The 20,745-nt window shown below is 64.3% G+C and carries 17 protein-coding genes; 9 read left to right on the top strand and 8 right to left on the bottom strand.

Annotated features, from left to right (window positions below):
* Window positions 1–46: 46 nt before the first annotated feature.
* The 4 genes from QA642_RS27265 (at window position 47) to QA642_RS27250 (ending at window position 4,048) form a co-directional block, all read left to right on the top strand.
* A complete protein-coding gene (locus QA642_RS27265) occupies window positions 47–1,186 on the top strand; it encodes an extracellular solute-binding protein (RefSeq protein WP_283079608.1) in 1,140 nt (379 codons plus the stop codon).
* A gap of 68 nt (window positions 1,187–1,254) precedes the next feature.
* Window positions 1,255–2,319, top strand: coding sequence for an ABC transporter ATP-binding protein (locus QA642_RS27260; RefSeq protein WP_283079607.1), 1,065 nt, complete (start codon window positions 1,255–1,257; stop codon window positions 2,317–2,319).
* A gap of 12 nt (window positions 2,320–2,331) precedes the next feature.
* Window positions 2,332–3,216 carry a sugar ABC transporter permease gene (locus tag QA642_RS27255; RefSeq protein ID WP_283079606.1) on the top strand — a complete coding sequence of 295 codons (885 nt, stop codon included), beginning with the start codon at window positions 2,332–2,334 and terminating at the stop codon, window positions 3,214–3,216.
* A 10-nt stretch (window positions 3,217–3,226) separates the two neighbouring features.
* Complete coding sequence (locus QA642_RS27250) at window positions 3,227–4,048, top strand: ABC transporter permease subunit (protein WP_283079605.1); 822 nt, start codon at window positions 3,227–3,229, stop codon at window positions 4,046–4,048.
* A 73-nt stretch (window positions 4,049–4,121) separates the two neighbouring features.
* Here the strand turns inward: QA642_RS27250 and QA642_RS27245 are convergent, their stop codons facing one another.
* The 4 genes from QA642_RS27245 to QA642_RS27230 are packed head-to-tail and all read right to left on the bottom strand — an operon-like array spanning window position 4,122 to window position 8,134.
* On the bottom strand, window positions 4,122–5,453 hold the full coding sequence (locus QA642_RS27245) for an ABC transporter substrate-binding protein (protein WP_283079604.1): 1,332 nt from the start codon (window positions 5,451–5,453) through the stop codon (window positions 4,122–4,124).
* Window positions 5,454–5,464: 11 nt separating this feature from the next.
* Complete coding sequence (locus tag QA642_RS27240) at window positions 5,465–6,334, bottom strand: carbohydrate ABC transporter permease (protein WP_283079603.1); 870 nt, start codon at window positions 6,332–6,334, stop codon at window positions 5,465–5,467.
* Window positions 6,331–7,281, bottom strand: coding sequence for a sugar ABC transporter permease (locus tag QA642_RS27235; protein WP_283079602.1), 951 nt, complete (start codon window positions 7,279–7,281; stop codon window positions 6,331–6,333). The genes QA642_RS27240 and QA642_RS27235 overlap by 4 nt, the downstream gene beginning before the upstream one ends.
* A gap of 1 nt (window position 7,282) precedes the next feature.
* Entirely contained in the window at window positions 7,283–8,134 is an 852-nt protein-coding gene (locus QA642_RS27230) for a phosphodiesterase (protein WP_283079601.1), read from the bottom strand.
* A 191-nt stretch (window positions 8,135–8,325) separates the two neighbouring features.
* Here QA642_RS27230 and QA642_RS27225 point away from each other — a divergent pair, with 191 nt between their 5' ends.
* A complete protein-coding gene (locus tag QA642_RS27225; RefSeq protein WP_283079600.1) occupies window positions 8,326–8,862 on the top strand; it encodes a transposase in 537 nt (178 codons plus the stop codon).
* Window positions 8,863–8,978: 116 nt separating this feature from the next.
* On the opposite strand, the gene QA642_RS27220 is transcribed toward QA642_RS27225, so the two are convergent.
* A complete protein-coding gene (locus QA642_RS27220; protein ID WP_283086990.1) occupies window positions 8,979–10,451 on the bottom strand; it encodes a protein adenylyltransferase SelO in 1,473 nt (490 codons plus the stop codon).
* Window positions 10,452–10,661: 210 nt separating this feature from the next.
* Here QA642_RS27220 and aspS point away from each other — a divergent pair, with 210 nt between their 5' ends.
* Window positions 10,662–12,434, top strand: a complete 1,773-nt coding sequence (gene aspS, locus QA642_RS27215; RefSeq protein WP_283079599.1) for an aspartate--tRNA ligase — start codon at window positions 10,662–10,664, stop codon at window positions 12,432–12,434.
* A gap of 161 nt (window positions 12,435–12,595) precedes the next feature.
* Here the strand turns inward: aspS and QA642_RS27210 are convergent, their stop codons facing one another.
* The gene (locus tag QA642_RS27210; protein WP_283079598.1) at window positions 12,596–14,566 is read right to left on the bottom strand and encodes a hypothetical protein; all 1,971 of its coding nucleotides are present in this window, start codon (window positions 14,564–14,566) and stop codon (window positions 12,596–12,598) included.
* 246 nt (window positions 14,567–14,812) lie between these two features.
* Here QA642_RS27210 and QA642_RS27205 point away from each other — a divergent pair, with 246 nt between their 5' ends.
* Both QA642_RS27205 and QA642_RS27200 read left to right on the top strand, forming a co-directional pair.
* A complete protein-coding gene (locus QA642_RS27205; RefSeq protein ID WP_283079597.1) occupies window positions 14,813–17,122 on the top strand; it encodes an NADP-dependent malic enzyme in 2,310 nt (769 codons plus the stop codon).
* A 323-nt stretch (window positions 17,123–17,445) separates the two neighbouring features.
* The gene (locus QA642_RS27200; protein ID WP_283079596.1) at window positions 17,446–17,898 is read left to right on the top strand and encodes a DoxX family membrane protein; all 453 of its coding nucleotides are present in this window, start codon (window positions 17,446–17,448) and stop codon (window positions 17,896–17,898) included.
* A gap of 195 nt (window positions 17,899–18,093) precedes the next feature.
* Here the strand turns inward: QA642_RS27200 and QA642_RS27195 are convergent, their stop codons facing one another.
* Entirely contained in the window at window positions 18,094–19,014 is a 921-nt protein-coding gene (locus QA642_RS27195) for a hypothetical protein (RefSeq protein ID WP_283087151.1), read from the bottom strand.
* Between QA642_RS27195 and QA642_RS27190 the strand changes: the two genes are divergently transcribed.
* Window positions 18,904–20,085, top strand: coding sequence for a tetratricopeptide repeat-containing glycosyltransferase family protein (locus tag QA642_RS27190; RefSeq protein WP_283086989.1), 1,182 nt, complete (start codon window positions 18,904–18,906; stop codon window positions 20,083–20,085). The genes QA642_RS27195 and QA642_RS27190 overlap by 111 nt on opposite strands.
* A gap of 93 nt (window positions 20,086–20,178) precedes the next feature.
* On the opposite strand, the gene QA642_RS27185 is transcribed toward QA642_RS27190, so the two are convergent.
* Window positions 20,179–20,742 carry a dihydrofolate reductase gene (locus QA642_RS27185; RefSeq protein WP_283079595.1) on the bottom strand — a complete coding sequence of 188 codons (564 nt, stop codon included), beginning with the start codon at window positions 20,740–20,742 and terminating at the stop codon, window positions 20,179–20,181.
* Between the last annotated feature and the right edge of the window lie 3 nt (window positions 20,743–20,745).

Below are 20,745 nucleotides of genomic sequence, written 5' to 3'. Positions count from 1 at the left end.
AATAAATAACAAGTCAAACAAGAAATAAAGCGCGTGGGAGGCGAGAATGAGGATGAGGTCCGCGACCTTGGTGGCCGCCGCCTTGATGGGATCGGCTTTTTGCAGCGGAGCCCTTGCCGCTCCGATCAGTCTTTCGATCATCGATACCGGCGGCGATCTCGCCTCGGTCCAGACCATCATCGAGAACTACAAGAAGGCCAATCCGGACAAGGTCAGCGAGATCAAGATCCAGCGCGCGCCGGCGCCGGAGCTTCCGGCCAAGATCAAGGCGCAGCAGGATGCCGGACGCCTCGACATCAACCTGGTGCTGACCGGGCAGGACGGCGGCTCGCTGCTCGCCCAGAACGGACAGCTCATCGCCATCCCCGACTATCAGAAGAGCTTTCCGCGCGATGGTCTCACCGATGCGGGCAAGGCGCTTTACGACGAGGGCAAGGGCTTTCTCATTCCGTCCGTCGGCAATGCCGGCGGTCCCGTGCTGATCTACAATCCCGCCAAGGTGCCGAGCCCGCCGAAGACCGCACAGGACTTGCTGTCGTGGGTGAAGGCGAACCCGGGTAAGTTCATGTATGCACGCCCGGCGAACAGTGGGCCGGGCCGCGCGATGCTGCAGGGCTTTGCCTTCATTCTCGGGGATTCCAAGCCGCTCGATCCCGAGAAGGGCTGGGACAAGAGCTGGGATTTCCTGAAGGAGCTCGGCAAGTCCGTCGAATATTATCCGACCGGCACCGCGATCACCCTGAAGGAATTTGCGCAGGGACAGCGCTGGATGATCGCCGGGATCATGGAATGGGACATGAAGCCCCGCGCGCAGAGCGTGATCCCGCCGGATTCGAAGATCGCGATCCTGGAGAACACCACGTTCGTGGTCGACGGTCACTATTGGTGCATCCCGAAGGGTGTTCCGCAGGAGCAGGTCGACATCATCGTCGACCTCATGAAGTTCATGTGGAAGCCGGAGCAGCAGGCGCTCACCTGGAAGGCTTTCATCGGGCCGGTCGTGAAGGCCGCGACCCTGGCATCGGCGCCCAAGGACATCCAGGACGAGGTGAAGGAGTTTTGGCGTTCCGAGTACGATGAGATCGGGACCAAGTGGAAAGTGTCGCCTCCGCTCGGCGTGACCGAGCTGAGCTACGCGATGGAACGGTGGGACCGCGAGGTCGGTGCCGACCAGGTCAAGAAATAACAAGAACCGGGACCAGGACGCGAGGGGCACGCGAAGCGCGGCCCTCGCGCGCGTATGCGGGGCAGGGAATGGCCGATTCCATTGATAAGCTCGTGATGTCGATCACCAAGCGCTATGGCGGCAAGGTCGTGCTCGACCGCTTTCCGCTGGCGATCGGTGGCGGCGAATTCGTCACCTTTCTCGGGCCAAGCGGGTGCGGAAAGTCCACGGCGCTCGGCATCATCGCGGGGCTCGTGCCGCCAAGCGACGGCGAGATCCACCTTAACGGACGCCGGATCGATGACGTGCCGCCTGAAAAGCGCGGCTTCGGCATGGTGTTCCAGAATTACGCGCTGTTTCCGCATCTGACGGTGTTCGGCAACGTCGCGTTCGGCCTCTCGTTGCAGAAGCGCCCCTCTGCGGAAATAGACCGGCGCGTGCGTGAAATGCTGGGTCTGGTGCGTCTTGCCGGCTATGAAGACCGCTATCCCGGCCAGCTCTCCGGTGGGCAGCAGCAGCGCGTCGCCATCGCGCGCGCGCTGGTGCTGCATCCGCGCCTGATGCTGTTCGACGAGCCGCTGTCCAACCTCGATGCAAAGCTCCGCGTCGAGATGCGTGCCGAGATCAAGCAGCTGCACGCACGGCTTGGCCTGACCTCGATCTACGTCACCCATGATCAGGCTGAAGCGCTGTCGCTCTCCGACCGGATCGTCGTGCTGCGCGAAGGCGTGCTCATGCAGGTGGGCACGCCGCAAGAGATCCATGACCATCCCAGCAATGTGTTCGTGGCCGACTTCATGGGGTTTCGAAACTTCTTCGATGTGACGCTCGGTTCGGAAGCCGGCGGCATGATCGATGCGGGTTTCAGGGGCCAGACCTTGCAGGCCCGGGCCAGGGACGGCTTTCGCCCGGGTGGGGACGCCGTGCTGGCGATCCGGCCGGAGGACGTGCGTCTCGGCAAGGTTGCCGACGGCATCAATGCCGTGCGCGGCAAGGTCGAGCTGGTCGAATATCTCGGCCGCGAGCAGGAGGCCGAGATCGCGCTCGATGGCGGCGCGCGGCTCTGGATTCGCTCGCTGGAGAAGCTCACCCTGGGCGAGACGCTGGATCTGACTTTGCCGGCGGACAAGTTCGTGCTGCTGCGGCGCGAGTGAGGGGGAGAGATCGTGGCACGCATCCGCTTCGATTCCCGCAGCGAACTCGACCTCGTCGCGATCCTCTGCCTCGTGCCGTCGCTGCTCTATGTGCTCGCGATGTTCGTCTACCCGTTCCTGTACGGGATCTACATCAGCCTGCAGCCGAAGAAGCGCGATGCCGGCATGTTCTCGAATTATGTCGCGTTCTTCAACGACGCCTACCAGTACAATACGATCAAGACGACCTTCATGCTGGCGTTGCCGACGACAATCGCTGTCGTCCTGGTCGCGCTGTTCCTCGCCTACGGGATGCGGCGTGGCATCTGGTTCGAGCGCACCATCACGACCATCCTCGTTCTGCCGATCTCGCTCGGTGTCGTCTTCCTGTCGGAAGGCATCCTCGGCTTTTACGGTCACAATGGCTGGCTCAACCAGTTGCTGCTTGCCGTCGGGTTGATCCAGAATCCGCTCGAGCTGACGCATAATTCCATCGGCGTCACCTTCTCGCTGTTCATGCAGAACTTCCCGTTCTGCTTCCTGATGCTGCTCGGCTACATCTCCGGCATCGACCCCAGCCTGGAAAGCTCCGCCCGCATGCTGGGCGCAGGGCCCTGGACCATCTTCCGCCGCGTCATGTTCCCGCTGATCGCGCCGGGCCTGATCATCGCGTTCGCGCTTGTCTTCGTGATGAGCTTTGCCGTGTTTCCGTCCGCGGTGATGGTCGGCCAGCCGGCCGGCTCGACGCGGACGATCTCGATCGCGGCCTATCAGCAGGCCTTCGAGCAATATGACATGTCCTACGCGTCCGCGATCGCGGTCATCATGGGGCTCTGCCAGCTCGCGGCGCTGGTGGTCATCGTGCTGGTGCGCCGTCGCATGACCATCGCGACGACCATGGGCGTCGGCAAACGCTGAGGGGGCGCCAATGCGTGGACGGATGTGGAAACTGGCGATTTACCTGTTCCTGCTCGGGTTCATCCTCAACCTGCTGGGAATCGTGACGCATGTCGTCGTGAGCTCGTTCGCCAAGCGCTGGTTCGGCAAGCCGCTGCCGCCGGCCTTCACGACCGACTGGTTCACCTACGCCTGGCGGGAGTTCGAGCTCTCGCACGTTCTCTTCATCACGCTGTTCATCGCGCTGGCCGTCGTGTTCATCGCGCTGGCGATCGGCTTTCCGGCGGCTTACGTCCTGGCCCGACGGAATTTCAACGCCAAGCCGGTCCTGCTGCTGCTCTATTTCCTGCCGCTGCTGATCCCGCAGATGACCTACGGCATTCCGCTCGCCACGACGCTCTATGGGTTCGGCGTGGGCGGCACCGTGTTGGGCGTCATTCTCGCCGTGCTCGTCCCCATGGTTCCGCTGGCCGTGTTCATCCTGCTGCCGTTCTTCGAGCAGATCAGCCTGAACCTGGAATGGTCGGCGCAGATGCTCGGAGCGAGCCGGATGCAGATTTTCCGCCGCATCCTGCTGCCGTTGATGCTGCCGGGCATTCTGACGGCGGGCCTGCTCGTTCTCGTCAACACCATCTCGAACTTCGAGCTGGCATTCCTGCTCGCCGGAGGCGGCTCGCAGACCCTGGTCGTCGCGCTGTACTACAACGTCTTCGCAGGCGGCGTCCGGCCGGTCTATTCCATCGACGCGATGGCCGTCATCTACATGTGCACGGTGATGGCCGTGCTCCTGGTCGCATTGCGGTTCGTGCGTCCGACGCAGATGGTGTTCAGGCTCGACGGCAAGCGTAACTGACGCGATCGAGGCCTCGAAATGATGTCGGCGCCCCGCGGGGCGGAGCGCCGACATTCGTTTGCGAACGGCGGCCTTACGGCAGCTTCAGCGAGGTCTCCGCATTGTACGGCTTGAGCGTCTCATCCGCGGCCTTCTGGGCGGCGGCGAGGGCTTCCTTCGGCTGCTTCTTGCCGTTGAGGACCAGCATGACCTCGTCCTCGAGGTTCTTGCGGACGGGGACGGTCTTGTAGGTCGCAAACCAGGGCTTTGCGACGTCGAGCTGCTCGACGGCGGTCTTGGCGTCCGGGTTCTTGTTGAGGAAGTCGACCATCTCGGGCGTCTTGTAGGCGGCCATGTTGGGCGCGAAGTAGCCGGTGGCGCGGCTCCACCAGGCGCTCTTCTCGGGCGAGGTCATCCACTTGATCAGCGTCCAGGCGGCCTTCTGCTTGTCGGCCTCGAGGCCGGCCGGGACGATCAGGGAGGCGCCGCCGATCGGAACGGCATTGCGGACGTTGCGCGGGATGAACGCGACCTTGTAGGCGAACTTGGCGTTGTCGCGCACGTAGGTGAGCGAGCCCGTCGAGAGCATCATCATCGCGGCGTTGCCGGAGATGAAGGAGGTGCTGACGGCAGGACCGGGCGTGGCGCCGGGCGCGTGGACCTTGTGCTTGTAGACGAGGTCGTTCCACCAGGTCAGTGCGCCCAGCATCGAGGGCGTGTCGTAATAGACTTCGCCGCCGAACTCCTCGTTGTAGTAGCGCCCGCCATTGGTCATGGTGAGCGTTTCCATCATCCAGCCGCAATAGTCGTAGGCGCAGGGGATCGCGATGCCCCACTGGGTCACCTTGTCGCCCTCGCGCTTGGTAAGCTTCTTCGCCCAGTCGGTGAGCTCGGCCCAGGTCTGCGGCGGGTTGTTCGGATCGAGGCCCGCTTCCTTGGCCTTGTCGGCGTTGATGTAGAGCAGCGGCGTCGAATTGTGGAAGGGAACGCCGTAGACCGAGCGGTTGATCACCGCGTTGCCCTGCAGCGCCGGGAAGAACTGGCCAAGGAACTGGTCCTTGGTGGTGCCGTCGGCGGCGATCAGGGGATCGAGGTTGGTGAGCTCGTTCTCGATCTGCATGTCGAGCAGGAAGTTCGCCGACATGATCACGGCGGCCGGCGGCTTGCCGGCCTTGATCGACGCGCGCGTCTTGATCAGCGTGTCGTCATAGGAGCCGGTGTAGACGGCGGTCGCCTTGACCGCGGGATGGGTCTCGTTGAACTCCTTGATCAAGGTGCCCATGTCGCGGGCGAGCTTGCCGTCGACGGGCACAGGGAAGAACAGGTCGATCTCGGTCGGACCTTCGGCCATCGCCGGGACGGCGAGGGCGCCAGCCATAGAACCTGCCATGGCAAGGCCCAGCATGAGCCTGCGGGTAAACAGCATCGAGAAATCTCCTATTTGATGCCTGAGGTGACGAAAGAGCTGATGAAGCGCTTCTGGAAGATCAGGAAGGTGATGAGCAGGGGCGCGATCACCATCAGCGTGCCGGCGGCGATGGTGCCCCAGGCCTGCGTGCCCTCCGCCGTGGCGGTGAAGACGGACAGGCCAACCGTGAGCGGCCGCTTGTCCGGCGAATTGATCACCATCAGCGGCCACAGGAAGTCGTTCCAGTGGCTGGTCACGGAGATGATCGCAAAGGCCGAGAAGCTCGGCAGCGACAGCGGCACGTAGATGTGGCGGATGCGCTGGAACAGGCTCGCGCCATCGATCAGAGCGGCGTCTTCCAGCTCGGTCGGTATCGCCTCGAAGGCCTGCCGCATCAGGAAGGTGCCGAAGGCGGAGGCGAAGAACGGCATCATCACGCCGGCGAGCGTGTCGTAGAGACCGAACTGCGCGACGATGCGCAAATTCGGCACGATCAGCAGCACCGGCACCAGCATCAGCTGCATCAGGAACAAATAGAAGATCAGCGTCTTGCCGGCGAAGTCGAGCCGGGCGAAGGCGAAGCCTGCCAGCGTGATCGTGACGAACTGCACCAGGAGGATGCCGGTGCAGATGATCGTGGTGTTGAGGAAGTAGCGCGGGAAATCACCGATCTCCCAGGCATCCCTGATGTTGTCGAGCGTGGGCTTCAGGCTCGGCATCAGCTCGGCCATCAGGTTGATGCCGTCGGAGGCCGGGCGCAGCGTCGCCACGCCCATCCACAGGAACGGGATCAGCCAGACCAGCGCGAGCAGCGCGGTCAGCAGGAAGCCGAGCTTGGGCGTGATCTCGCGGCGGGTCGCGAGCGGGGCGTCCTTCCACAGCGCGTCGATCAGCTTCATGGCCCGCCCTCGCGGTTCGCCATGGTGCGGAACGAGAGCGCGGTGAGGCCCATCAGGGCGGCGAGCGTCAGCAGCGTCGCTGCCGAGGCCTTGCCGACGTCGTAATGCTCGACCGCCTGCTGGTAGACGTAGAACAGCACGAGGTTGGTGGCGTTCGACGGCCCGCCCTTGGTCATGACGAAGACGTGGTCGACCTGCGTCACCGCGTTGAGCGTGGCGATCACGATCACGAACAGGAAGGTGGGCTTGAGCTCCGGCAGAGTAATGTGCCGGAAGCGCTGCCAAGGCCCCGCGCCATCGAGATGCGCGGCCTCCATGACATCCTCGGACACGGACTGCAGGCCAGCGAGGAAGAACAGCATGTAATAGCCGGCGTTCTTCCAGATCGTGATGACCATGATCGCGTACAGCGCGATATCGGGATCGCCGAGCCAGTTCGGCAGCACCGGCAGCAGCCGGCCGATATAGTAGTCGAGCAGGCCGACATTGGGCAGGAAGATGAACAGGAACAGCGCGGAGGCCGCGACCATCGGGATCAGCACGGGGAGGAACAGCGCGGCGCGCAGCGCGCTGGTCACGGCATTGGTGCGCGCCAGCGCCAGCGCGAACAGGAGCGCAAGCGCGATGCTCGGGACCGCCGTGCCGATGGCGTAGATCAGATTGTTGACGACCGCGCCGGTGAAGGCGGGGTCGGCCAGCACCGCGTGGATGTTCTCGAGCCCGACGAAGCGTACCGGCGCCTTGGGCGTCGCGCGCTGATACAGCGCGTCGATGATGACGCGGCCCATCGCGCCATAGGTGAACAGCGCGAGGAAGACGAGCGAGGGCAGCAGCAGCAGATAGGCCGGCAGCGAGGCTTTGAAGCGGTGAGAGAACCGCTTCAGGACGTTGAGGCGCGGCGGCGCCGATGCCGCGACCGGGAGAGCCGCGGGTTCAGCGAGGCTCATCTCACCGCGCCGGAAAGTTGAGCGCATAGTCGCGGCCGTCCACGCCCGCGGGCGGCTCGAAGGGGAAGCGCAGACTCTGGTCGAGGAAGTCGTGGCTGTGCACGACCAGGTTCTCCTGGTCGATCAGCACGACGCCGTAAGCCGGCGGCTCGTGGCTTGCGAGATGGTCGGTGGCGGCAGCATCAAGCTCGAACCAGACCTGGTGGTTGGTGCCGCGCAGCGTCGAGAACGGGATCTTGCCGTAGCTGCCGAAGATCGGCCGGTGCACATGGCCGAAGAACAGGTGGCGGATGCGCGAACGATACGGCGCGATCACCTCGGCGAATTCGGCGCTCTGCTTCAGCGCGATCTCGTCCATCGCGTGGACGCCGACCGGGAACGGCGGATGGTGCATGAACACGACGAATGGCATGTCGTCCGGCGCCGCAGCCAGCGTGCCGGCGAGCCAGTTGAGGCGCTTTTCGCACATCTCGCCGGCGTGGCTGGTCTCGTCCAGGGTGTCGAGGAAAACGAACAGGCCGTGCTCGGTCGTCCGCGTGCCCTGCACGAAGCCGTTGGGATCGCGCGGCGCGGACCGAAGGCCGTCGAGGCAGGCGACGCGCTTGTCGTGATTACCGACCATGGCGATGTACGGCATTTTCAGCGCAGACATCGCCTCGGCGAAATTGGCGTAGGAGTCAGGCTCGCCCCAATGGGTGAGGTCGCCGGTCACGACCGCAAACGCAGCGTCGGATTGATGCTTGTTGATGTCGGCGACGGCGGCATCGAGCCGGGCGCGCGGATCGAGCCCATAGAGCTTCAGCCCGGGGTTCGCCAGATGCGTGTCGGTGATGTGGATGAATTTGAATGGCATGGCGCGCTTTGTCGGGACTGTCTTGAGGATGGGCGCCTCCGGTAGGACGACCTTGGCAGCCCGTTAGAGCGCATGTGTTTCAGTTTGATGACAGCGGTTCCCGTGTCCACAGTTGGCATGGCGTAGGGTGGATTAGCCGAAGGCGTAATCCACCGCTGTAAGCCAACTTCAAGTTGTGCTATTCATGGTTCATGTCCGACTACCGCCGCGCGTTCGTTCCCGGAGGATGCTGGTTCTTCACTGTGAACCTGCTCGATCGTCGGAAGGCTCTTTTGATCGATCAGATCGAAATCCTGCGCGACGCGGTCGCTGCAACACGCCGGAGCTATCCCTTCGAGATCGATGCTTTTGTGGTTCTACCGGATCATCTCCATGCAATCTGGAGGCTGCCGCCGGGGGACGCCAATTTCTCGGTTCGTTGGCGGTTGATCAAAACGCGGTTTGCCAAAGCGTTGCCAGCGGACGAGCGGCTGAGCGCGGTCCGCGCCGCGCGCAACGAACGCGGCATCTGGCAACGCCGGTTCTGGGAGCATCTGATCCGAGACGAAGCCGACTACGCCCGGCACGTTGGGTATTGCTACTACAATCCCGTCAAGCACGGGCACGTCTCGAAGGTGTGCAACTGGCCGTATTCGTCGTTTCATCGCGATGTCCGCGCCGGATTGTTTCCGGAGGATTGGGGTGGCGACGTCAAGATGGCTGGCGAGTTCGGCGAGCGGACGCGTTGATCGCTACAGCTGGTAGGGTGGATTAGCAAAGCGTAATCCACCTCTTTACTTTCCGCTTGGTGAGACAAGTGGTGGATTACGCCTTCGGCTAATCCACCCTACGCACCGAGTTTGCCTCACGTGCCGCAGAACGTCTGCAACACCCGTTGATCCGGCAGCGGCGGATCGGCGTAGGCGATGTACTCCGGCTGGTCCTCGAACGGCTTCGCCAGCACCTTCACCAGCTCCTCGAACGGCGCGTAGTTGTCGTCATTCACCGCCGCCTGGATCACGGCCTCGACGCGGTGGTTGCGCGGGATGAAGACCGGGTTGACGGCGTGCATGGCCGCTTGCCGCTCGGCCGCGCTCTGCGGCTCCAGCGCGGTGCGCTCGCGCCAGCGTTTGGCCCACTCGTCGAACGCCGTGGGATCCATGAACTGCGCGCGGGCGTCGGCGGCGTCATCGCCTGCGGCCTCGCCGAGCTTGCGGAAGGTGAGGGTGAAGTCGGCCTGGTTCCTGGCCATGGCCTCGAGCAGGTCCTGGATCAGGGCTTCGTCGCCGTCGCGGTCCGTGAACAGGCCGACCTTCTTGCGCAGGCCGGTCTGATAGGCCGCGCTGAACGTCTCGGCAAAGGCGCCGAGAATGTCCTGGGCCTCCGCGACCGCCTTCTCCTGCTCGTCCGAGAACAACGGCAGCAGGCATTCGGCGAGGCGCGTCAGATTCCACAACGCGATGCGCGGCTGGTTGGCATAGGCATAGCGGCCCATCTCGTCGATCGACGAGAACACCTGTGCGGGATTGTAGGCGTCCATGAAGGCGCAGGGGCCGTAGTCGATGGTCTCGCCGGAGATGGAGGTGTTGTCGGTGTTCATGACGCCATGGATGAAGCCGACCAGCAGCCAGCGCGCGACAAGCTCGGCCTGGCGCGCGACGACGGCCGCGAGCAGGGCGTGATAGGGCCGCTCAGCATGAAGCAGGTCCGGATAGTGCCGCGTGATGACATGATCGGCGAGCCGGCGGATCGCATCGGTGTCGCGGCGGACCGCGAAGAACTGGAAGGTGCCGACGCGAATGTGGCTCGCGGCAATACGCGTCAGCACCGCGCCGGGCAGTGCGGTCTCGCGGATGACATGCTCGCCGGTGACGACGGCGGCGAGCGAGCGGGTGGTCGGGATGCCCAGGGCGAACATCGCTTCGCTGACGATGTATTCGCGCAAGACCGGCCCGAGCGCGGCGCGGCCGTCGCCGCGGCGGGAGAATGGGGTGGGGCCAGATCCCTTGAGCTGGATGTCGCGGCGGACGCCATCCTTGTCGATGACCTCGCCAAGCAGGATCGCCCTTCCGTCGCCGAGCTGGGGCACGAATTGCCCGAACTGGTGGCCGGCATAGGCCATGGCAATCGGATCGGCTCCGGGCGGAACCGTCTTTCCGGCCAGGATCTCGGCACCTTCCGGGGTTTCCAGCATATCGGGATCGAGCCCGAGCTGGACCGCCAGCGGCCGGTTCAGCTTGATCAGCCGGGGCGCGGCCACCGGGGTCGGCGCGACGCGGGCAAAGAAGCTGTCCGGCAGCGCCGAATAGGAGTTCTGGAAGGGGAAATGGACGGTCATGGCCATAAAGATAGGCGGGGAACGCCTGATGGCAAAGGCTTGAGCCCCGATAGGTCAAAAATGGCCGTTTCGGCGCCAAATCAGGTCGTTCCCTTGGTTGCCGGCTCGGGTTGCTGCTTTGGGCCTCGTCGGGTAAACCCTGCCGCAACTTCGGACCGGTCGTTTCAGGCCGTCCGATTCGCTTCCTCCGACATTGATTTTGGGACGACCATGCATCGCTACCGGTCACATACATGCGGCGCGCTCCGCGAGAGCAACATCGGCGAGACCATCCGCCTCTCGGGCTGGGTCCATCGCGTTCGCGACCATGGCGGCGTGCTGTTCATCGACCTGCGCGACCATTACGGCCTGACCCAGTGCGTGGTCGATCCGGACTCGCCGGCGTTCTCGCTGGCCGAAAAGCTGCGCTCGGAATTCGTGGTCAAGATGGACGGCAAGGTCCGCCGTCGCCCCGAGGGCACCGACAATGACGACCTGCCGACCGGCAAGGTCGAGGTCTATGTCAGCGAGATCGAGGTGCTGGGCCCGGCCGGCGACCTGCCGCTGCCGGTGTTCGGCGACCAGGAATATCCTGAAGACATCCGCCTGAAGTACCGCTTCCTCGATCTGCGCCGCGAAAAGCTGCACCAGAACATCATGACGCGCGTCGAGATCATCAAGTCGATGCGCCGGCGCATGGAGGGGCAGGGCTTCTTCGAGTTCAACACCCCGATCCTGACCGCGTCCTCGCCGGAAGGCGCGCGCGACTTCCTGGTGCCCTCGCGCATCCATCCGGGAAAATTCTACGCGCTGCCGCAGGCGCCGCAGCAGTACAAGCAGCTGCTGATGATGTCGGGCTTCGACCGTTACTTCCAGATCGCGCCCTGCTTCCGCGACGAGGACCCGCGCGCCGACCGTCTGCCGGGCGAGTTCTACCAGCTCGACGTCGAAATGAGCTTTGTCACGCAGGAAGACGTGTTCGCGGCGATGGAGCCTGTGATCACCGGCGTATTCGAGGAGTTCGCCAAGGGCAAGCCGGTCAGCAAGAACTGGCGCCGCATCCCGTTCGCCGAAGCGCTGCGCAAATACGGCAGCGACAAGCCGGACCTGCGCAATCCCATCGAGATGCAGGACGTCTCCGAGCACTTCCGCGGAAGCGGCTTCAAAGTCTTCGCGCGCATGCTCGAAGACCCCAAGAACCAGGTCTGGGCGATCCCGGCCGCGGGCGGCGGCAGCCGCGCGTTCTGCGACCGCATGAACTCGTGGGCGCAGGGCGAGGGCCAGCCCGGCCTCGGCTACATCATGTGGCGCGAGGGCGGCGAGGGCGCAGGTCCCCTTGCCAACAACATCGGGCCTGAGCGCACCGCTGCGATCCGCGCCCAGCTCGGCACCAAGGAAGGCGATGCCGCCTTCTTCGTCGCCGGTGACCCCGACAAGTTCTGGAAGTTCTCAGGCCTTGCCCGCAACAAGGTCGGCGAGGAGCTCAATCTCACCGACAAGGAGCGGTTCGAGCTCGCTTGGATCGTCGACTTCCCGATGTACGAGTACAACGAGGATGACAAGAAGGTCGACTTCTCGCACAACCCGTTCTCGATGCCGCAGGGTGGTCTCGACGCGCTGAAGGGCCAGGATCCGCTGACCATCAAGGCGTTCCAGTACGACATCACCTGCAACGGCTACGAGATCGCCTCGGGCGGCATCCGCAACCACGTGCCGGAAGCCATGGTGAAGGCGTTCGAGATCGCAGGTTACGGCGAGCAGGAAGTGGTCGACCGCTTCGGCGGCATGTACCGCGCCTTCCAGTACGGCGCGCCGCCGCATGGCGGCATGGCCGCCGGCGTCGACCGCATCGTGATGCTGCTCTGCGGCACCACCAATCTGCGCGAGATCTCGCTGTTCCCGATGAACCAGCAGGCCATGGATCTCTTGATGGGCGCGCCCTCGGAAGCCACGACCAAGCAGCTCCGCGAGCTGCATGTGCGGGTGAACTTGCCGCAGAAGTGAGTCTCCTTCGCCTCTCCCCGCACGCGGGGAGAGGGCCACGAATTCGTCATGCCCGGGCTTGTCCCGGGCATCCACGTTTTTGGGCTGCCGCTGGAAAGAACGTGGATGGCCGGGACAAGCCCGGCCATGACGGTGGTGGGATCGTGCGTTCCCGCCGCGCCCTACAATCCCGTCGACGCCTCGATCCTGAACTGTGCCAGCGCGAGGACCGGCTCGTGGTTCAGCGCGTCCATGAGTTGCACCAGCGGCACCTTGCCGAGCGGGGTCAGCTTGATGGTGAGCGTCTGCCCCGAGGTCGCGACGAAATCCGCGAGCGCGTCTGCCGCCGCCTTGGCATCGAGATTGGACGCCGCGAACTTCTCGCCCTGCGCCTTGATCATCTCGACGATGGCGCTGCGCGCGGCGTCGCGGCTGACATTCTGAATCCGCGAGAACTGCGCCACGATCAGGTCGACGACACCGCTGTCGCGCAAGGTGAGCTCGATCGCGCCGGCCTCGATCTGGCGGGCCCCGCTCATGGCCTGCACCGGATCGGCCGTGAACACCGCGCGAGGCACGTTGGAGAGCGCGAAGCGCGCCTGTGCCCGGGCGAGATTGCCGAGATCGATCGTGGCCGGTGCCAGCGCAAACGCGCCGGAGGACTCCGTCCAGGCCGCGCCGAGATCGAGGTCGATCGCGAGCTTGTCGATGCCGGCAATGACCAGGGCACGCTGCGACGGACTGGTGGGATCGGTGGGCGTCACCATCTTCACGACCAGGTTGGCCTTGCTTGGGATCGATCCGATCAGCTGGCCCCAGTCCAGGCTGATCGTATCGATGGTGACGAACTGCCGCGTGTTCTTGAACGGTGAGACCACGCCCTTGATCTCGGCGCCTGCGAACACCCGGAACAGGCCCAGCATCTGGTCGGGAGAGGGTGCCTCGCCGGGATTGCTGAGGCCCGCCCCCCAGCGCATCAGGTGTGCAGCGCTGAACGACTTCAGCGCGAAGCGCTCCATCTTGAACTGCCCTTGCGGGGCCGGCGTATCGACGCCCTCGATCGCGAATTCGCTCTCGCGGTATCTGATCGTGTTGACCTTGCCGGTCCCCTGCGGCGTGCCGATCGAGATCTTGCTGACCTCGGCCTTGCCGATGCGAACACCCTCATAGATTCCGGCGATCTTCTCCAGCATTTCGCGCGACTGTGCCGGCGTCGGAACAGCCGATTGATCCTGCGGCAGCGCGTCAAATCGCTCGGCCAGCCGGAATTTCGACGGTTGCACGTCGATGTCCTCCATCACGAAGCCGTCGATATCGATACGCATCCCCTGCGACGATTTGAGCGCGTAGGGACCGGCCAAGATTTGCCGGTAGACGCGATGATAGGTCTCGTCACTGCTGGTCTTTGGATCGAGCGCGGCGATGATCGCGGTCGCATCGAAATCGTTGACGATGATGTTGGACAGCTCGCCTGTCAGCTTGTCCGCCCTGCCTGGCTGCTTCACGTCAATCGAGATCGCGGCGCGGTCCGCCTTCATCGCATCGACCTTGCCATGCTTCAGGTTCTGCATCGTCAGCCCGGAATAGGTGAGCTCGCCGCTGCCGCCCGCGGCGCTGCCGGAATCGAAGTCCATCGTCAAGGTCGGGGCGGTGAGCGAGGTTGCCGTGATGCTCGCATATTGACCGAGCACGTAGCGGTACACGTCCGCCAGGGAGCCGCTCACCGGCGTCTCGCCGGAGCGAATGGGACCGGCGTAGTCGCGCATGGTCAGTTGCGGGACCTTGTAGGAAGCCTTCAGCTTGGCCGGGCCGATCCGATCCAGCGCGACTTCGAGACCCGTGATGTCGATACCGTCGGCCGAGAACCGGGTCTCGTCGATCTGTCGGACGCCGGTGCCCTTGATTCCGGCGATCTTGATCTGCGCCTGCGGCTCGTTGCCCGGAACGACCGCGATGTCCTCGATCGTCAGCGTTCGGCTCATCAGATCGAACCCGATCTTGCCGTGGCTCGCCTTGCCGCCGCTTGCGCGGATCTGCTCGAACGCCGCCTCGATCTCGGCTGTCGCCTGGTGCTTGGCATAGAGGTTGAAGCCGAACCATCCGCCCGCCGCGAGCACGGCTGCCACGAACAGGCCGATCAGGATTCGCTTCATTCCCAGCTCCAGTTGCTCGTGTTGCAGCGCGCAACCTGCCATATTCGCGAAACGTCGCCCGGTCCAGGGAAAGCTATGGTTTTCAAATATTTGACAGCGGGGCCTGTTGATGGGGGCGCATTCCGATGTTGCCACCGGGCCACCCGGCGTGCTTCATCCCGTTTCCACGGCCCGGAAATATCGTCCGCTTGGGCGGCAGCTCCAGATCGTGCATTCTGAGGCCGGTAACGCGAGGCGAGACACCGCATGTCGTCCTATTCTGATGATCTCCACCAGGCGGCGCTCGCCTACCATCGTCTGCCGCGCCCCGGAAAGCTCGAGATCCAGGCAAGTAAGCCGCTTGCCAACCAGCGCGATCTCGCGCTCGCCTACTCTCCGGGCGTCGCTGCCGCCTGCACCGAGATCGCCAAGAACCCGGCCGAAGCCGCCTCGCTCACCACCCGCGCCAACCTGGTCGCCGTGGTCTCGAACGGCACCGCGGTGCTCGGCCTCGGCAATATCGGCCCGCTGGCCTCCAAGCCGGTGATGGAAGGCAAGGCGGTCCTGTTCAAGAAATTCGCCGGCATCGACGTGTTCGACATCGAGATCGCCGCCGACACCATCGACCGCGTGGTCGAGACCGTGGCCGCGCTCGAGCCGACCTTCGGCGGCATCAATCTGGAAGACATCCGCGGACCGGAATGCTTCGAGATCGAGAGCCGGCTGAAGGAGCGCATGAAGATCCCGGTCTTCCATGACGACCAGCACGGCACCGCCATCATCGTCGCCGCCGCCATCACCAACGGTCTCCGCCTGAACGGCAAGAAGCTGTCCGACGTCAAGATCGTGGCATCGGGGGCAGGGGCGGCCGCGCTCGCGACGCTCAACCTGCTGGTGTCGATGGGCGCGCAGCGCAAGAACATCTGGGTCTGCGACATCGACGGCCTGGTCTATGACGGCCGCAACACGCAGATGGACCGCTGGAAGGCGGTCTATGCCCAGAAGACCGACAAGCGCACGCTGGGTGACGTCATCGGTGGCGCGGACATCTTCATCGGCCTCTCGGCGCCCGGCGTGCTCAAGCCGGAGATGGCGCAGGCGATGGGCGACAAGCCGCTGATCATGGCGCTCGCCAACCCGACGCCGGAGATCATGCCGGAGGAGGCGCGCAAGGTACGCCCGGACGCGATGATCTGCACCGGCCGCTCGGACTATCCGAATCAGGTCAACAACGTCCTGTGCTTTCCCTTCATCTTCCGCGGCGCGCTCGACGTCGGCGCCAGCGCGATCAACGAGGAGATGAAGCACGCCGCGGTCGAAGCCATCGCGCAGCTGGCGCGCGAGGCGCCGTCGGACGCGGTCGCGCAGGGCTTTGACACCGGCGAGACGCAAGGGTTCGGCCCGGGCTCGCTGATCCCGAGCCCCTTCGATCCCAGGTTGATTCTGCGCATCGCGCCGGCGGTGGCGAAGGCGGCGATGGAGTCGGGCGTCGCGACGCGCCCCATCACCAATTTCGACGAATACACCGCGCTGCTCGAGCGCTTCGCTTTCCGCTCCGGCCTCGTCATGAAGCCGATGTTCGCCAAGGCCAAGACCCAGCCCGTGCGCGTGATCTACGCAGAAGGCGAGGACGAGCGCGTGCTGCGCGCCACGCAAGTGGTGCTGGAGGAGAAGCTGGCGCGGCCGATCCTGGTCGGACGTCCCTCGGTGGTGGAGGCGCGCATCAAGCGCTTCGGCCTGTCGATCAAGGCCGGCAAGGATTTCGACCTCGTCAATCCCGAGGACGATCCGCGCTACCGCTCCTACGTGCAATCCTATGTCGAGGTCGCCGGCCGCCGCGGCGTGACGCCGGATGCGGCGCGCACGGTGGTGCGCACCAACAACACGGTCATCGCCGCGCTCGCGGTGACGCGCGGCGAGGCCGATGCCATGCTCTGCGGCGTCGAAGGCCGCTACATGCACCATCTGCGTCACGTCCGTGAGATCGTCGGCTTCTCGGCTGGGGTCAGCGACTATGCGGCGCTGGCGCTGCTGATCACCACCAAGGGCGCGTTCTTCATCGCCGACACCCAGGTGCGGCCCAATCCGGGCGCGGAGGAGCTGGCCGAGATCGCCTCGCTCGCGGCGGTCCACGTCCAGCGCTTCAACATCAAGCCGAAGATCGCCTTTGTCTCGCACTCGGATTTCGGCAGCTACGACACCGACTCCTCGCGCAAGATGCGCCGGGCGACCCAGCTTTTGAAGGAGAAGCATCCGGAGATCGAGGCCGACGGCGAGATGCAGGGCGACACGGCACTCTCGGCTGCGGCGCGAAAAATGGTGCTGCCGCACTCCAAGCTCGAGGGTGAGGCCAACATCATGATCATGCCGAGCCTGGATACCGCCAACGTCGCCTATCAGATGATCAAGTCGCTGGCGGATGCGCTGCCCGTCGGCCCGATCCTGATCGGCCCGGCGCGCCCCGCGCATATCCTCACCCCCTCGGTGACGGCGCGCGGCATCCTGAACATGACCGCGGTCGCCGTGGTGGAAGCGCAGGAGCGCGCCTCGCGCCAGCAGCCGACGTTGTTTACGTAAGGGCGCGATGTAACTGCGCGGGAGGTGCAATCCCTTCCCCCCTTGTGGGAGAAGGTGGCGCAAAGCGCCGGATGAGGGGTATCTCTCCGCGCGTCGAGATCGCGAGAGTTGTCCGTGCCGATGGATACCCCTCACCCGTCTCGCCGCTTCGCGGCAAGCCACCCTCTCCCACAAGGGGAGAGGGGAAGTCGCCCGCGCCGCCAACTTTGAATTACTTGCAGTTTTCCATTTCCCCGTTTGTAAACCGGCGCACGACTCTTCATAATCGCCGGGCGCTTTCGTCCAAATTCCGATTTCAATAAGCCTGAGCCAAGAGGCCGATCATGCCAGCGTTCGTGACTTTCGGACGGATCCTGTTCGCCGTGCTGTTCATCTACACGGGCGCGACCAAGCTCTTTGCTATCCAGGCAACGGCGGATTTCATCGCCGGCAAGATCGTGGTGCCTGAAGCGATCGAGCCCTACGCCAAGCAGATCGAGACGGCGACCGCGATGACCACGCCACAACTGCTGGCGATCGCGGTGGGCGGGCTCGAGATCATCGCAGGCCTGATGATCGCGCTGAATTTCGGCGCGCGCTTCTTCGCGATGCTGATGATCATCTACATCGCGGTCTCGACCTTCCTGTTCGCCGATTTCTGGAATCTGGCAGCGCCCGACAACGCCAAGATGGTGGTCGACGCGTTGAAGAATCTCGCGATCATCGGCGCGCTCTGCATGATCATCGGCTACGGCCGCACCACGCGCCCGGCCGAGTCCGCCTACGGGGACGTGTAGGCTCATATGTCGCACGGGATGAGCCCAGCTTCGCGCAAGGTCGCTGCCGCAGAATGGCGGGGAGCGAGGTGTGAGGCAGATTCGAGGAGTCCTCAGCATTCGAATGCGTGAAGGGGCATCCGCCTCGCACCTCTCGTAGTCGCATCGATGAGGGGGCCCATCGCAATGTATGCTGAAGCGTCGTCGGGTTCCGCATCATTCGAGGCCGCTCTGGCGCACCATCGCGCAGGCCGCCTGCCGCAAGCGGAGGCGATTTATCGGCAGATACTGACATCCCAGCCGGATCATGCCGACTGTCTGCACCTCCTGGGAGTTGCCTTGCTCCAGGCAGACCAGCCCGACAGGGCGCTCGATATCATCACCCGCGTCGTAAAGCTTCAGCCCTCCAACAGCGTCCATCATGGCAACATGGCCGCTGCTCTGCGCGCTCTCGGACGAAGGGACGAGGCCATCGCGAGCTACCGGCAAGCGCTGCTGCACAAACCCGACAATCTGGATGTGCATAATCAGCTCGGCACCCTGCTGGGTGAGTGCGGGGACCTCACGGGCGCGGAGGCCCATTATCGGCTCGTGCTGCGACGTCCCGCCGGACTCGACCTCAACGTCGCCCGCGCTCAAGTCGATGCCCGTTTCAATCTCGCCAATCTGCTGGCCAGGCGGAAGCAGTTCGACGATGCGATCGGCGAGTTTCGCCATGTGCTGCGGCAGCGGCCGGATTTTGCGGCGGCCCATTGCAACCTTGGGGTAGTGCTGTTCAATCTGTCCGCTTTCGAGGAATGCGAGCGTTGCTATCGCGAGGCCCTGCGCCTCGACCCGGCATTTGCGGACGTCCATAACAATCTTGGTGGTCTTCTCATCAAGTTGGGCCGTTTCGACGAGGCGGAGGTGAAGCTTCGCGAAGCCTGCAAGCTCAAGCCAGCTTTCGCCGGGGCCTTGAACAATCTCGGTGACTTGCTGCGACTCCAGGGGAGGCTGGAAGAGGCGGAAGCCTACACCAGGGAAGCTTTGCGTCTGGAGCCGGACTATTTTCCCGCGCAACTGACCCTCGGCAATGCCCTTCGCGAGGCCGGTCGTTTCCACGACGCAGAGCCGTGCTATCGGGTCGCTCTCGCTCACGATCCGGCCTTGCCGGAGGCGCTCAACAATCTCGGCGCCGTGCTGTTCGATCTTGGGCGGCCTGATGAATCCATTCAGACCCTGCGAACGGCGGTGTCGCAAAGGCCGGATTATGCCGACGCGCATTTCAACCTGGCGGCCTCACTGTTGCTGGCCGGCCAGTTCGACGAAGGCTGGCGGGAATATGAGTGGCGGTGGAAGCAGGCGAAGAAAAAGCCGCATCTGCGTGGCTTCAGCCAGCCGCTCTGGGGTGGAGAAGATATCGGTGATCGCGTCCTGCTGCTGCATGCCGAGCAGGGCCTGGGCGACACGCTCCAGTTCGTTCGCTTCGTGCCGGCGATCGCGGCGGGGCGGCGGGTCGTCCTCGAGGTTCAGCGGGCGTTGCTGCCGCTCCTTGCGCCGCTCTTGGCGGAGGTGCCGGGACTTCAGAGCATCGTCGCGCTGGGCGATCCGCTGCCGCCGTTCGATCTGCATTGTCCGCTGTTGAGCTTGCCGCGCGCCCTTGGCACCACGCTCGAAACCATCCCGCGAGAGGTGCCCTATCTGCGGGCCGATCCGCAACGCGTGGCGGCCTGGCGGCAACGGGTCGGGCAGCTCGATGGCCTCAGGGTCGGCCTCGTCTGGGCAGGCAACCAGACGATGAGCGGCGACCGGCGCCGATCGATTTCGCTCGACCGCTTTTCGGAGCTGGCAGATCTGCCGGGGATAAGTTTCGTCTCGCTGCAGAAGGGGCCGGCGGCCAGCCAGTCGCCGCCGACCGGTCTGTTCCTGTATGATTGGACGGATGATCTCCACGACTTCGGCGAAACCGCCGCGCTGATCGAGGCACTCGACCTCATCATCGGCGTCGACACCGCCGTGGTGCATCTTGCAGGCGCGCTTGGCCGCCCTGTCTGGCTGCTCAATCGGTTCGACCGGTGCTGGCGCTGGCTGCTGAACCGCGATGACAGCCCCTGGTATCCGACGCTGCGGCAATTCCGGCAGCCTCAGCCGGGCGATTGGAGCAGCGTTCTCAAGGACGTGCGCGCTGAACTCCAGAAATCCAATTTGACCCGATCAAGCGTCGAGTAGCGCCACGAGCGGAGCCCTATTTGCGTGGCAACAAGGTGCAATAGATGCCGGTATTAAGATACCGGTACTTTGCATGGGGTTGTTTTTTGAGTTTTAGTTGGCGCCTCCGGCCCGCCGCCACGGAGTCACGGTCACCTCATGGGCCGCGTCGAGTAAATACGGCGCGTCGGGTTTCATCCCGTGCGAGGCGAGCACCTCATGCGGCGTCCGCGCCGGCACGCCGACAAAACAGCCTTCGCCGCCGGGCAGCCGCACATGCGGAGCCTCCGACAGCCAGAAGGTGTCGTAGCGGTCCATGAACTTGTCGAACACGACGGGGCCGCCGATGATCGCGACGGTACCGGAAGGGACGTCGGCGAAGGCGCAGGCCTCCTCGAAGCTGGCATGCTCCGGATTCCACAGCGTCGCGTGCGGCATCTCCGGATCGACGGTGAGTGCCTTGATCTTGCGGGTCAGGATCAGGCGCTTTCGCTTCGGCGAGTTCGGCTGCTGCTCGTGCGAGTGGCGGCCGTGCACGATCAGCGCGGCGCGATCGAGTGCCTGCTCGAAGAACAGCTTGTCGCCTTCGAACTTCAGACTGTCCGGCATCACATGCGCAGCGTCGGCGAGCATGCCGTCCGCTGAGACAATGACGTAGCCTTCGAACCGGAAAGACAATTT

Origin of the sequence: Bradyrhizobium sp. CB2312 (assembly GCF_029714425.1) — a bacterium.
GTDB lineage: Bacteria > Pseudomonadota > Alphaproteobacteria > Rhizobiales > Xanthobacteraceae > Bradyrhizobium.
This window is presented reverse-complemented; position numbering and strand designations above follow the sequence as displayed.